This is a genomic window from Paenibacillus sp. NPDC057934 (genome assembly GCF_042887565.1).
Lineage (GTDB): Bacteria > Bacillota > Bacilli > Paenibacillales > Paenibacillaceae > Paenibacillus_AQ.
This window is the reverse complement of the sequence record NZ_JBHVPB010000004.1, coordinates 1-13,232: the sequence shown is the minus strand read 5'-3', so window position 1 is coordinate 13,232 and position 13,232 is coordinate 1. Positions and strand designations below refer to the sequence as shown.

Genomic DNA, 13,232 nt, shown 5'->3' with positions numbered 1-13,232 from the left:
TTCAATTGCCTCCATTTCCGGTGCGATCATTGGTTATTTTTTCTGTCACTCAAGACAGTTATTTAGGTCTAGTTGATTATATTGATAGTTTAAGGTCATGAACCGACCGCGAAGGTAAGGATTTCCTCGTATCTTTCTTCCTGTAACCCGGCGTTATCATTCCCTGATTCCTCACGGCTATCAGAATCTTCTTGCCCAGAGACCAGACGAGTTACTACAACACGCCCCTCAGACCGCAATCGTGCAGCCTCCTGCAGCCCCTCCTGACGACGGGATACATCGTATTGTACCAGAATGGGCAGCTCTTCCGTTTCATTCTCTGCAGGAACACCGTCCAGAATACGATTCGTCTTGAGCGAGAAGCCTGTCGAAGGAACGGGACGACCAAACTGCTGCAGTAGATTGTCATAACGTCCGCCGCTGCATACCGGGAAGCCAAGTTCGGCAGCATAGCCTTCGAAGGTCATTCCAGTATAGTAAGTGAAGTCTCCGATCATCGTCAGATCGATTAACACATGCTGGGACACCCCGTATGACTCCAGCACCTCCCATACTTTGCATAAATGTTCGATGGAGGCAAGGGCCAGCGGGTGACCGCTAAGCTCCAACGCCTGATTGCATATTTCCTTACCTCCACGAAGCCGCAGCAGGTCGTTAAGCTCATTCTTCTGCGCTTCAGGCAAATCTAGACGACGCAGGGTCTCACGGAAGGAGACATAATCTCGGCTCAGCAGGTGACTCTTTAATTCCTCTTGAGCCTCTGGCAGACCCGGTACGGCCTCTTGGAACAGCCCGTTTAGGAAACCGACATGGCCCATCGCGATTTTGAAAGACTTCACTCCTGCAGCCTGCAGCGATGCGATCGCCAGCGCAACCACCTCTGCATCTGCCTCTGGGGAATCATCGCCTACTAGCTCAACGCCAGTCTGGAAAAATTCCGCTTCCCGCCCGGCCTCTTCTTCAATTGCCCGGAAGACATTAGCATGGTAAGAAAGACGCAGCGGCAGTGGCTCATCCTTCAGCAGCGAAGATACCACCCGGGCTACGGGTGCAGTCATCTCCGAACGTAGCACCAGTGCCTGACCGCGGTTATTCAGTAATTTATATAACTTCTGATCGGATGTAGAGCTGGCAACACCAACAGTATCGTAGTATTCCAGCGTAGGTGTGATCATCTGCCGGTATCCCCAACGGCTCATACAATGCAGCACGTCTCTTTCAATCTTGCGCAGCTTCGATACCGCATGCGGCAGATAGTCACGCACGCCGGCCGGCTTCTCGAATCCTTTTGGTTTGGACATCTTCTAGGTTCACCTCATCAGGTATCATTGGGATTTATAAACTCCACTCACTTCACTATGGTAAAGTGGTAGCAAATTAAAGTATTTGCAATATCGTATCACGTACTACTCTAAATCGTCAATTGTGCCTTGTAAAACTGTTGCTTTTCAAGTCTGATTTCTTGAAGCTTACCGTTTCCACCGACTCTTTCTGACCTTCCACTTTGTTCAGACGTAATACGAATCTCTTGCTTAACGGGGTTGGAACCGCCCTGTCAAGGTATGCTAAAATCGTTAGGGAGTCCGGCTCGGTCGACCTCTTTATACTTAGAATACAGGAATACATCAGAGATTTATGTAATTGTGTACGTAATACATTTTCTTCAGACTGCATGAAATTCCTTTAAAATGTTCGTATCTTATGCAGTACTTCCAATGGAAAGAAGGACTGAAGCATGAGCAATTCCTATATGATTGGCGTGGATATCGGGACGACTAGCACCAAAGCGGTACTCTTCCTGGAAAACGGTGGCATTGTAGCCCAGGCAAATATCGGCTACCCGCTTCACCAGCCGTCCCCATCGGTGGCAGAGCAGGACCCGAATGCGATTCTAGAAGCAGTCATCCGCACTGTGTCGGATGTAATGAAACAGAGCGGGACCCGGGCGGACGATGTATTGTTCGTCTCCTTCAGCTCCGCCATGCATAGTGTTATTGCCATTGACGGCAGCGGCAATCCCTTAACGGCCTGTTTCACCTGGGCCGATAACCGTAGTGCAGGTTGTGCGCTACGTCTCAAGAACGAACTCCATGGCCAGGAACTGTATCTCCGAACAGGCACACCTATCCATCCCATGTCGCCAATTACCAAGCTGATGTGGCTACGGGAAGATCATCCAGACGTGTTCCAGCAGACGGATAAATTCATTTCCATTAAAGAATACATATTCGTCAAACTGTTCGGCGAATATGTTATTGATTACTCCATCGCCTCTTCGACTGGGATGCTTAACTTGGAGCAGCTCGACTGGGATGCTGAAGCCCTGAATATCGCCGGGATTACCAAAGACCGACTCTCGAAGATTGTGCCGACTACACATGTCATGCAGGGCCTGCTCCCCGGGCTGGCGGACAAGCTTGGCTTGCTCCAATCGACCCGGTTCGTCGTCGGCGCCAGTGATGGCGTGCTGTCCAATCTCGGTGTAGGTGCCATCCAGCCGGGAGTTGTCGCCGCTACAATCGGGACCAGCGGGGCTATCCGAACCGTTGTAGATCGTCCGATTACAGATCCCAAAGGTAGGACTTTCTGTTACGCTCTTACGGCAGACCACTGGGTCATCGGCGGCCCGGTGAACAATGGCGGCATGCTGTTCCGCTGGGTACGCGATGAATTCGCCGCCTCCGAAGTAGAGACCGCGAAGCGTCTTGGCATCGATCCCTACGAGGTTCTGACACGTATTGCCGAGCAGGTGCCCCCCGGCAGCGGTGGCTTGCTGTTTCATCCTTATCTGACAGGCGAACGCGCGCCGCTATGGAATCCCGACGCCCGCGGATCCTTTTTCGGACTGTCGATGAACCATCACAAAGAGCATATGATCCGCTCCGTGCTGGAAGGTGTGATCTTAAATATGTATACCGTGCTGCTGGCGATGGAGGAAAGCATTGGTCGTCCGCATCAAATTCTCGCGACAGGCGGCTTCGCCCGCTCCCCGCTCTGGCGGCAGATGATGGCCGATATATTCGATCAAGAGGTGGTTGTGCCAGAGAGCTTTGAAAGCTCCTGCCTAGGAGCCGTTGTGCTCGGGCTGCTCGCTATAGGGCGCACGGATTCCTTGGACATTGTCTTCAACATGATCGGCTCCACTCATCAGCATCATCCGATTCCCGAGCATGCCAAGGTGTACAAGAAACTCTTGCCGATCTATATCTCTGTATTCAGAAGTCTGGAAAGCCAGTACGAGGCCATTGCCGGGTTCCAACGGGAACAAGCCGGAGAGTAGGATCAGCTCCTTCCTTCTACAGTAACCAGAAAGCGCCGCACACCCCCTGTAGGGATGTACGGCGCTTTTGAAGCTGCCATGAAGTATTCAGCAGTTCATGTAGTCTACGGATCAGCAGATCAGCTCTGCACGCCGGGTTTCGCCTTCTGCGGCGGTGCAGAGCCAAAAACAATCCATGCTGGCTTCACATATCGGAAAGCTATAGCGACAATCAACCAGGACACGATCAACGCGACCAGCCAACCTCCGGCAATGGCTGCAGTGTAGGCCAGCGAACCGCCATGGAATGGCAGCTTTCTATAGAAGAAGAGAAGCGCCGGGTGGATCAGGTAGATTCCGAACGAGCAAGCGCCTGCGGAGGTCAGCAATCTTGCAGTCAGACTGCGGCCAGCCCCGTAGAGCAAGAAGGATAGCTGTAGTAGAACAAGGCAGGACAGTAGTGCATGCAGGTTGGAAAATGCCTCATACCACAGACTGTTGATGACTGTTTTCTTGGTAAAGTTATTGAACCATAACTCCACATGAACCGCACCTGCAGCGATCCAGAGCAACCAGAGTGCTACCCAAACCCCACCTCTGCCGGATCGCCAGCCTTCACGGGAAGGAACCAGCCATTTTTTCAATGATCCGTAATAGACTGCTACCCCTGCCCCAAGCAAGAAGTAAGAGAAGTATGTGATGGCCAGACTTCCCTTCGTCAATTGCCAGTACCCGTGGTTGGTCATGTATTTGTTAAGAACAACGAAGCCCCACTGAAGCGCCAGCCCGATTAACGGAGCCCAAGCCGCCAAGGTACGGACCTTTTGCAGACACCACAGGATGAGCGGGAACAACACATAGAATTGAATAATGATAATGACATAATAGAGGTGCGTATACGCTGTACCAGTGAGCAGATACTTACCCAGCTTGGAAGCCAGCTCCATGGGGGGCAGACTCCACGTGTGACCTGCGGTCATTTTCAGAATGAAGTACATCAGCGAGAACATCACATACGGCACTATGATATAGATTAACCGTCTACTATAAAATTTCCCAAGCGTCTTGCCGCTTAGCGGCCGATCTATGTAATTGTAGAACAAGACAAACCCGCTCAAGAATACAAATGAAGGTACTGCAAACTGACTGAATTTATTAATAAATAAGAACGGGTGAAACATGGAGGTTCCCAGCGTTTCAGCCAACGTACGCGAAGTAGCATGAATCGCTAGCACCGCAAAAATAGCAATGGCCCGGAAAATATCCAGCTGTGGAATCCTTTCTTTTTGCTTCATCATCTTCCCTCCTGTTAAGCTATGTGTTTCCATTATTCTTATAAGACGCGAAAAACCCTGCAGGTGTTGCGCACAAGCACGCAATATTCAACTGCAGGGTCCAAGCCGTTATTCACGATTCTTCCACACTCTCTGCGCTTTGGGACGGTCTCAGGTCTCTAAGTGGGTTACCTCCCACAAAAGCGCCAGCCGGCACATTTCTGTGGACTACAGAGCCCGCAGCTATAATCGCCCCATCCCCAATGGTCACTCCGGGAAGGATCGTGGTATTGGCACCCACTAGCACGTTCTCCCCGATAATGACTTCACCCAGGCGGTATTCCTTAATGAGATACTCATGCGCCAGAATAGTAGTGTTATAGCCAATGATTGAGTTTTCACCAACCGTTATTTTTTCCGGAAAAAACACATCCACCATCGCCATCAGTCCAAACGCTGTATGCTTCCCCACCTTCATACCGAGCATATGCCGGTAAATCCAGTTCTTTAACGGCAGAATCGGACAGTAACGGGCAATTTGGATGAAAATAAAGTTTTTGACGCCCTTCCACGGGCTGACCGTGCGGTAAATGTACCACAACGAGTTATGCCCTTCCACTGGATAACGGGTCACATTTCTCACGATTAATCCGTCCCTTGATCCACGAGATCACAGATTTCCTTCATGTCGTGGATGATATAGTCCGGTCCATACTTGCTAAGCGTCTCCTCGCCCTTGAGTGACCAAGCAACAGCTGCCGCATACACTCCCGCAGCCTTAGCCGACTGAATATCCACGATGCTATCGCCCACCATCAAGGTTGTGCGGAGATCAGCATTCAGGTTACGTACAGCCGTCAGGACAGGCTCCGGGTGTGGCTTAGGCTCAGTAACATCGTTTACCGTCACAATAGTATCCATGTACTTGAGCAAATCGAACATTTCTAGTGCTTTGATGGTCGTCGGACGGATCTTGGTGGTTACAATCCCCATCTTGATCCCTCGCCATGCCAATGCTTCCATCGTCTCATTCACATGTGGAAAAGAACGAATCAGAGCATCATGATGACCGTAATTATAGGAACGGTAGGAAGCTTCCAATGCAGTTACATCCTCTAGCCCCGAGAACACTCTCATCTGATGCTGAAGCGTAGTCCCCATGTGGGGAATCATCTCTTCTCTGCTCAGTGGGGGCAGGTTATTGTGCTGTAGTGCATACATGAACGAATTCAGAATCAAATCGTTCGTATCAACAATCGTTCCATCCAGATCAAAAAGAACGCATTCTATTTTCAAGGTTTACTGCTCCTTCTTATCCTCTTCAGCAGGCGGCTTGAGACCGGCCTGTGACCCCTTAGGGGCCCGCTGTGGTGTATGCTCTGCGCTGTCAGGTACAACGGCATCTGTGTTCCCTGCTTTTGTTGAAACAATAGGATCAGAATAATGAGCTTTCGGCTGTCCTGTGGTCCGACGGATAATAATGAGGACTACAGCTGCAACAATAATTAACAAGGACAACAGCTGAGAAATGCGAATATTTCCGTAGTTCGGATCCAGGAACCCGGGTTCAAAGCCCAACCATTTCATCGGACTCCACAGTCCATTGATGAATGATGCTAGACCACTGCTTCCATTGTAACCGAGACTGTCCGTACGCAAGGCCTCAATAAAGAAACGTCCGATGGAGTACCAAATGAAGTAAGACAGGAATATTTCACCCGCACGCACAAACTTCTGGCGCCGCAATATCATTAGAATTGCGATCCCGAGCAGACTCCAGAGTGACTCATAGAGGAAGGTAGGATGATGGAAAGCATCTCCTATGTACATTTGATTAACGATGAAGTCAGGCAGATGCAGCTTGTTGCGAAGGAAAGATTCCTCGACAACGCCGCCATAAGCTTCCTGATTCACAAAGTTCCCCCAACGCCCGATCATCTGTCCAGCGAGCAGCCCGGGAGCACAAATGTCGATAATACGCCAGAACGGGTATCCTTTATACCGGAAATAGATGATCCCGCATATGATGGCCCCGATTAGCGCGCCGTAGATGGCAATACCACCGTTCCAGATTTTGAAGACGTCCACAAAGTTATCTTTATAGTCGTCCCATTTAAAAGCTACATAATAGATACGGGCACCGATAATCGAAGAAGGCACACCTATCAGGAGCATGTCCATAAAGAATTCCTGAGGGATGCCAAAACGGCTGCCTTCGCGAATGACCAGAAATAATCCCACCAGTGCGCCCAATCCTAGAATTAAGCCATACCAGTGAACCGGCAGAGATCCAATTCTAAAGACTATAGGGTCCAAAGCTAAAGGGAACATTCTCTCACACTCCTAGTCCAGATCATCCATATCCTCAGAGATGGTGGCTGTCAATTTGTTGGTAAACTGTAGGGCGGCATTAAAGCCCATTTGCTTCAACCGGTAGTTCATCGCCGCAACTTCGATAATTACCGCAAGGTTACGTCCCGGACGAACCGGAATGGTTACGAGCGGAATATCCGTATCGATAATACGAGTCGTCTCTTCGTCGAGTCCCAAGCGATCGTATTGTTTATCCTGCTGCCAAGCTTCCAGTCTGACCACTAGCGTAATACGCTTATGATTGCGAATCGCACCTGCACCAAATAGCGTCATCACGTTGATAATCCCTACGCCGCGAATCTCCAGCAAGTGACGGATCAGTTCCGGTGCTGTACCATGAAGCTGGTTATCCGAAGTTTGGCGAATCTCAACCGCATCATCGGCAATCAGACGATGACCGCGTTTTACAAGCTCAAGCGCTGTCTCACTTTTACCGATACCACTACTACCTGTAATCAGCATCCCTACCCCATACACGTCACACAGTACGCCATGAATGGTAGCTGTAGGAGCCAACCGACCTTCCAAGAAACTCGTCAGACGGCTGGAAAAAATCGTAGTCGCCATCGAGCTGCGCAACACAGGCAATCCCTTTTCATTACTTATATCAATAAATTCCTGTGGTACTTCCAACGCACGGGTGATTACAATACAAGGCGTGTTGTCATTACAAATCCCCCGAACACGGCTCTTCCGCTCTTCCTCCGGAAGCATAGAGAAGAAAGCCAGCTCGGTCTTGCCCAGCAGCTGAACACGTTCTTCAGGGTAATATTCAAAATAACCGGCCATTTCCAGACCAGGGCGGTTGAGGTCATCGACCGTGATGGGCCGCTTCAGACCCTCATGTCCCGATACCACTTCTAATTGAAAATGCTGTACCAATTCAGATACTTTTACCTTCTTAGCCATGTGAATTCTTCCTTTCCTCGCCTGCGGTTTTTTCTCCGCTATCCCGCGTTCGGTTAGGATGATATTCCCATTCCATCCGCAGGTAATTCTCCTGCTAATCTTAATGGATAATGCCTATGAATGCAATCTTAAAGCCCTCCAACTAAGGGTATATCCCCTTTCGAAGAAGATTACATCCCCTTCTCAGACCAACAAAAAAGCCACCCCAAAGGGGTGGCTCACAAAACTGGATAAGTCTTATCCCAGCAAAATGTTCTTTTCGGATTCTTTGTCGAAGAAATGAACTTTGTTCATGTCGATCGCGAGTTTAGGCTTGTTGCCTTCACGAGTTGTAGAACGTCCGTCTACACGGGCAATAACAGTTGTGTTGCCCACACCGCTCAGGTACAAGAGCATTTCGTGACCCAGGTTCTCTGTAACATCAACCAACGAAGAGAAGATTGTGTTCGGAGAAGCTTCCAGGAATACTGGCTCTTCGTGGATATCTTCTGGACGAACGCCCATAACCACTTCTTTACCGATGAAACCTTTGTTACGAACGATTTGAGCTTTTCCACCTGGTACTTCAACATCCAGGTTATCGGAACGGAAACGAACAGCGCCGTTTACATCGCTCAATGTACCTGTAATAAAGTTCATTGTAGGGGAACCAATAAAGCCCGCTACGAACAGGTTTTGAGGTTGGTTGTAAAGCTCTTCCGGAGAAGCAGCTTGTTGAATGATACCATCGTACATAACTACGATACGGTCACCCATCGTCATAGCTTCTGTTTGGTCATGCGTTACGTAGATACAAGTAGTTTCAAGGCGCTTAACCAATTTAGTGATTTCCGCGCGCATTTGACCACGAAGTTTAGCATCCAAGTTGGAAAGAGGCTCATCCATCAAGAAGACCTGCGGATCACGGACAATTGCACGTCCCAAAGCGACACGTTGGCGTTGACCACCGGAGAGTGCTTTTGGTTTACGCTCAAGCAAGTGCTCGATGTCGAGAATCTTCGCAGCTTCACGTACCTTCTTGTCGATTTCTTCTTTCTTCACTTTACGCAGTTTCAAACCAAACGCCATGTTTTGGTACACGCTCATGTGCGGGTACAACGCGTAAGATTGGAAAACCATCGCGATATCGCGGTCTTTAGGAGCAACGTCATTCACGACACGGTCGCCAATGTACATTTTACCTTCAGAGATTTCTTCCAGACCTGCGATCATCCGCAGAGTTGTGGATTTACCGCAACCGGAAGGTCCAACCAGTACTAGAAATTCTTTATCTTTAATATCAAGGTTGATATCCTCAACTGTAGCTTTATCAGAACCCGGGTATTTTTTGAAAATATGCTCTAAACGTACGCCTGCCATTGTATTTCCCCCTCGAGTCATTTATTGGATTAAAACATCAATTCGTTTCTTGTACATTTATCTTACCCCAGTTACGCCGGGATGGCTATTTGTAACGTTCACAAAAAACCTATTTTCTTTTCGTCACTTTATACAATAGCATGGTGAGCTTTACAATTGCGGCGTCTCCAAAGCTCCGGACATCGGCCCCTGTCTCCTGTTTGATCTTGTCCAGTCGATACAGCAGCGTGTTGCGGTGGATATATAGCTTCTTAGCGGTTTCGCTCACATTACAGTCCATTTCAAAGAAGGTCTCCAGTGTCAGCAGCATCTCCTTGTCGGACAAGACGGAGGTATAGTCACCGATCTGCCCAAGCAGCTTGCGTCGTCTGGTGTCAGGAATACTATTCACGAGGCGCTCCATGCGCAGCTCCCACGGCAGATGAATATATTCACCAACTTGAAAAATTCGTCCTAGAATGATGGTTTCCCGTAACAACGCCACTGACCCTGTTAAGCCTTTGACCGGAACAACCGCTGGTGCTACCGCTAGATGAAAGATCCCTACCCATTCACTGGCAATCAGCTCATGCAGCCCCATTGAAGTCTGGGCCAGCAGATCATCCTCATTCTCTTCTTCATCTTCCTTATCATCCCCGCCGGTGAGCAGTTCCTTTCGCGCTAAAATTAGCCATTCCTTTTCCTGCAGCGGAATAAGCAGAACCTCATTCTCAAAATAACTCCGCAGCAGCTTCATCAGCGATCTATAAGATACCTGAGGACTGTGTACGTTTTCACTACTTAGGAGAAAAGGAATCATATCGCTGAATAGCCGGCTCTTTAAGGCCATATCATCAGGGATCTCTGCGTCATCCTTCTCTTGCTCTAACTGGGCATTCAACCAACTGCTAAGCTGGCGGGCTTCTACCTCGCCTTCTTCGCGAAATCCTGTGGCTTTCAGCGCTACTGCAAAGTTCTGGACTGCATAATTGACCAACTGAACTTCCCGCGAACTAAGACCATCCAGTTCTACCCAAACTGCCGTTATACGGCCGTCATTATCATATAAGGGCACCCACAAACTTCCTTCAGAGATAACAGGTTGATCCGTGTCTTCCGTTCCTATGCCAAAAAGGGAAGCGGATTGCTGCCTCCCTAACTGCTTGAGTCCGGTTCTTTTTCCGGTGAGCTGTTCCAACTTTTGACGCAATGTCTCGCTATCCATCGTCACCATACTCCACCACTCTTACTCTTTTCGACTATTTTAACATATTTCCATACATAATGCGGTGTCAGAACAGGTCGAACGATAATATCTTGTGCAATTTTATGTCATATTCCGACTTCGCTCTGATTATCGTTATACTCTTGTCGTTTCAATTTCTTTAAAGCCTTATTCATCCAGATCGCGGCCAAGGCACCCTCACCCATAGCTACTGTCGCTTGTTCTGCATGAACAGCTACATCTCCTGCCACCCATACATTATCTACATTGGTTGTCATTGAGCGCTTATTAGCTTCTATGTGCTTGTTCTTGTGCAATTCGACACCCAGTTGAGCTGCAAGCTCCGAATGCACAGGGTTTCCCCCAAAAGCAATAAATCCACGCTCTGCGGGAATAAATGTCCCATTCTCTAGAGTTACTCCTGTAATTACTCCATCCGTTTGTCCGTCGACACGCGATATAGTTTCTTCTATATATATTATGCCCTCTTCATTCAGACGATTTAGCAATTCAGGGGCTAACGCTTTTTTCTCATGATTAATATAGGTTAAATATCTGGTTCGCTCTCGTAAAATAAAAGCCATATTCGCCCCGGCTTCTCCCGCACCCATCAGCACGGTCTGTCGGTCCTGAATCTCATACCCATCACAGTCGGGGCAAACATATACACTGCAGCCCAGCAAAGGGATCAACCCTGGTAGGTCTGGAAAACGATCTGACACTCCAGTTGCCAGCAATATCGTCTTCGTGTGATAGGTCCGGCCTTGACTGCCCTGCAGTTGAAAATGGTTCTCCTTCTTCTCCGCCTTCAGGATCTCATCTACCAAAAATTCTACGCCGACACGCTCCGCCTGCCGTCTACCACTAGCCCGCAGCGCCTCTCCGGATATGCCATCCGGCCATCCCAGTATGTTATGATAACTTCGGCACAAACTTGAACGTCCCTTCCCGGCGTCAACCACCAGTATACGGTGAGCCGAGTAACGTCCCAACTGAATCGCTGCCTGTAAACCAGCAATCCCACCACCAACAATTATCGCATCATATATCAAGGAAAACCCCTCGTTTCTGCATTGCATGAATACCCTTATAATTAAACGAATCCAGGATTTTTAAACTTGCTTGCTGCATTCTTTTTTCAGAATTTCACTGGAAAAACAAAAAAAAGCCATCACCTTTATGGTGATGGCTTTTTCTAATCGGGATGAGCCATGAAGGACTCGAACCTTCGACACCCTGATTAAAAGTCAGGTGCTCTACCAACTGAGCTAATGGCTCATAAATGGTGGGGGATGATGGATTCGAACCACCGAACACGTACGTGAGCAGATTTACAGTCTGATGCGTTTGGCCACTTCGCTAATCCCCCAAGAAAGAAAGGTGGCTCGGGACGGAATCGAACCGCCGACACGAGGATTTTCAGTCCTCTGCTCTACCGACTGAGCTACCGAGCCATATGAAATTTTTACATGACAATGAAGCGGAATAGTTATACACTTCCACTCTTGTGTGGAAAACTATACTTCATTAATATAAATGGCGGAACCGACGGGATTCGAACCCGCGATCTCCTGCGTGACAGGCAGGCATGTTAGGCCAACTACACCACGGTTCCACAATTAGATAAAAAATGGTGCCGGCGAGAGGACTTGAACCCCCAACCTACTGATTACAAGTCAGTTGCTCTACCAATTGAGCTACACCGGCACAGTGTAAGGTATTACAGTATCAAAAATGGTGGAGGCTGAGGGGATCGAACCCCCGACCCTCTGCTTGTAAGGCAGATGCTCTCCCAGCTGAGCTAAGCCTCCAGGTATTATGGTAGCGGCGAAGGGGATCGAACCCCCGACCTCACGGGTATGAACCGTACGCTCTAGCCAGCTGAGCTACACCGCCACAATAATTAGTAATGATGATATGGATTGGAATGGCGGAGAGAGTGGGATTCGAACCCACGCACCGCTTACGCAGTCTAACCCCTTAGCAGAGGGTCCCCTTATAGCCACTTGGGTATCTCTCCAAACAAGACTTCTTCCATATAATCCATACAGGCTTGATCGCCTGAAAACTGAATCCGAAACGAATCTGCATTCTACATATAGGATAAGCCCTCGACCGATTAGTATTGGTCAGCTCCATGCATTACTGCACTTCCACCTCCAACCTATCTACCTCGTCGTCTTCAAGGGGTCTTACTAATTGGGAAATCTCATCTTGAGGGGGGCTTCACGCTTAGATGCTTTCAGCGCTTATCCCGTCCGTACGTAGCTACCCAGCCATGCTCCTGGCGGAACAACTGGTGCACCAGCGGTACGTCCATCCCGGTCCTCTCGTACTAAGGACAGCTCCTCTCAAATTTCCTACGCCCACGACAGATAGGGACCGAACTGTCTCACGACGTTCTGAACCCAGCTCGCGTACCGCTTTAATGGGCGAACAGCCCAACCCTTGGGACCTACTTCAGCCCCAGGATGCGATGAGCCGACATCGAGGTGCCAAACCTCCCCGTCGATGTGGACTCTTGGGGGAGATAAGCCTGTTATCCCCAGGGTAGCTTTTATCCGTTGAGCGATGGCCCTTCCATGCGGTACCACCGGATCACTAAGTCCGACTTTCGTCCCTGCTCGACTTGTAGGTCTCGCAGTCAAGCTCCCTTCTGCCTTTGCACTCTTCGAATGATTTCCAACCATTCTGAGGGAACCTTGGAACGCCTCCGTTACTCTTTAGGAGGCGACCGCCCCAGTCAAACTGCCCGCCTGACACGGTCCCCGTACCCGATAAGGGCACTAGGTTAGAACCTAGATACGATCAGGGTGGTATCCCAACGGCGCCTCCACAGAAGCTTGCGCTCCTG

The 13,232-nt window shown here is 49.2% G+C and carries 10 protein-coding genes, 8 tRNA genes and 1 rRNA gene; 1 reads left to right on the top strand and 18 read right to left on the bottom strand.

What is annotated here, in order from left to right; all coding sequences use genetic code 11:
- Positions 1-95: 95 nt before the first annotated feature.
- Positions 96-1,301: an ATP phosphoribosyltransferase regulatory subunit gene (locus tag ACFVRY_RS10070; protein ID WP_387499762.1), complete on the bottom strand. Its 1,206-nt coding sequence runs from the start codon at positions 1,299-1,301 to the stop codon at positions 96-98.
- A 434-nt stretch (positions 1,302-1,735) separates the two neighbouring features.
- Here ACFVRY_RS10070 and gntK point away from each other — a divergent pair, with 434 nt between their 5' ends.
- Positions 1,736-3,280, top strand: a complete 1,545-nt coding sequence (gene gntK, locus ACFVRY_RS10065) for a gluconokinase (RefSeq protein ID WP_387499760.1) — start codon at positions 1,736-1,738, stop codon at positions 3,278-3,280.
- Between the two features lie 119 nt (positions 3,281-3,399).
- On the opposite strand, the gene ACFVRY_RS10060 is transcribed toward gntK, so the two are convergent.
- The 17 genes from ACFVRY_RS10060 to ACFVRY_RS09980 all read right to left on the bottom strand — a co-directional run.
- Positions 3,400-4,557 (bottom strand): acyltransferase, encoded by a 1,158-nt coding sequence (locus ACFVRY_RS10060; RefSeq protein WP_387499758.1) that lies wholly within the window; start codon positions 4,555-4,557, stop codon positions 3,400-3,402.
- Between the two features lie 109 nt (positions 4,558-4,666).
- Positions 4,667-5,176: an acyltransferase gene (locus ACFVRY_RS10055; protein ID WP_387499756.1), complete on the bottom strand. Its 510-nt coding sequence runs from the start codon at positions 5,174-5,176 to the stop codon at positions 4,667-4,669.
- A 2-nt stretch (positions 5,177-5,178) separates the two neighbouring features.
- A complete protein-coding gene (gene ppaX / locus ACFVRY_RS10050; protein WP_387499754.1) occupies positions 5,179-5,829 on the bottom strand; it encodes a pyrophosphatase PpaX in 651 nt (216 codons plus the stop codon).
- 3 nt (positions 5,830-5,832) lie between these two features.
- On the bottom strand, positions 5,833-6,864 hold the full coding sequence (gene lgt, locus ACFVRY_RS10045; protein WP_387499752.1) for a prolipoprotein diacylglyceryl transferase: 1,032 nt from the start codon (positions 6,862-6,864) through the stop codon (positions 5,833-5,835).
- 12 nt (positions 6,865-6,876) lie between these two features.
- A complete protein-coding gene (gene hprK, locus ACFVRY_RS10040) occupies positions 6,877-7,815 on the bottom strand; it encodes an HPr(Ser) kinase/phosphatase (RefSeq protein ID WP_387499750.1) in 939 nt (312 codons plus the stop codon).
- Between the two features lie 237 nt (positions 7,816-8,052).
- Positions 8,053-9,174, bottom strand: coding sequence for an ABC transporter ATP-binding protein (locus ACFVRY_RS10035; protein WP_066375779.1), 1,122 nt, complete (start codon positions 9,172-9,174; stop codon positions 8,053-8,055).
- 109 nt (positions 9,175-9,283) lie between these two features.
- Complete coding sequence (locus tag ACFVRY_RS10030; protein ID WP_387499748.1) at positions 9,284-10,378, bottom strand: PucR family transcriptional regulator; 1,095 nt, start codon at positions 10,376-10,378, stop codon at positions 9,284-9,286.
- A 107-nt stretch (positions 10,379-10,485) separates the two neighbouring features.
- Complete coding sequence (locus ACFVRY_RS10025) at positions 10,486-11,430, bottom strand: NAD(P)/FAD-dependent oxidoreductase (RefSeq protein ID WP_387499746.1); 945 nt, start codon at positions 11,428-11,430, stop codon at positions 10,486-10,488.
- A 153-nt stretch (positions 11,431-11,583) separates the two neighbouring features.
- Positions 11,584-11,656: transfer RNA gene (locus tag ACFVRY_RS10020), tRNA-Lys, on the bottom strand.
- A gap of 5 nt (positions 11,657-11,661) precedes the next feature.
- A tRNA-Tyr gene (locus tag ACFVRY_RS10015) sits at positions 11,662-11,747 on the bottom strand.
- 12 nt (positions 11,748-11,759) lie between these two features.
- Positions 11,760-11,832 (bottom strand) — tRNA-Phe (locus ACFVRY_RS10010).
- Positions 11,833-11,915: 83 nt separating this feature from the next.
- Positions 11,916-11,993, bottom strand: a tRNA-Asp gene (locus tag ACFVRY_RS10005).
- Between the two features lie 16 nt (positions 11,994-12,009).
- Positions 12,010-12,085, bottom strand: a tRNA-Thr gene (locus ACFVRY_RS10000).
- A 28-nt stretch (positions 12,086-12,113) separates the two neighbouring features.
- Positions 12,114-12,189, bottom strand: a tRNA-Val gene (locus ACFVRY_RS09995).
- Positions 12,190-12,197: 8 nt separating this feature from the next.
- Positions 12,198-12,274, bottom strand: a tRNA-Met gene (locus tag ACFVRY_RS09990).
- A 32-nt stretch (positions 12,275-12,306) separates the two neighbouring features.
- Positions 12,307-12,398 (bottom strand) — tRNA-Ser (locus ACFVRY_RS09985).
- A gap of 79 nt (positions 12,399-12,477) precedes the next feature.
- Positions 12,478-13,232: ribosomal RNA gene (locus ACFVRY_RS09980) — 23S ribosomal RNA — on the bottom strand; the annotation flags it as partial.

Coding starts and splice junctions, on each gene's coding strand:
- ACFVRY_RS10070 (WP_387499762.1), bottom strand. CDS start 1,301: ATGTCCAAACCAAAAGGATTCGAGAAGCCGGCCGGCGTGCGTGACTAT.
- gntK (WP_387499760.1), top strand. CDS start 1,736: ATGAGCAATTCCTATATGATTGGCGTGGATATCGGGACGACTAGCACC.
- ACFVRY_RS10060 (WP_387499758.1), bottom strand. CDS start 4,557: ATGATGAAGCAAAAAGAAAGGATTCCACAGCTGGATATTTTCCGGGCC.
- lgt (WP_387499752.1), bottom strand. CDS start 6,864: ATGTTCCCTTTAGCTTTGGACCCTATAGTCTTTAGAATTGGATCTCTG.
- hprK (WP_387499750.1), bottom strand. CDS start 7,815: ATGGCTAAGAAGGTAAAAGTATCTGAATTGGTACAGCATTTTCAATTA.
- ACFVRY_RS10035 (WP_066375779.1), bottom strand. CDS start 9,174: ATGGCAGGCGTACGTTTAGAGCATATTTTCAAAAAATACCCGGGTTCT.
- ACFVRY_RS10030 (WP_387499748.1), bottom strand. CDS start 10,378: ATGGATAGCGAGACATTGCGTCAAAAGTTGGAACAGCTCACCGGAAAA.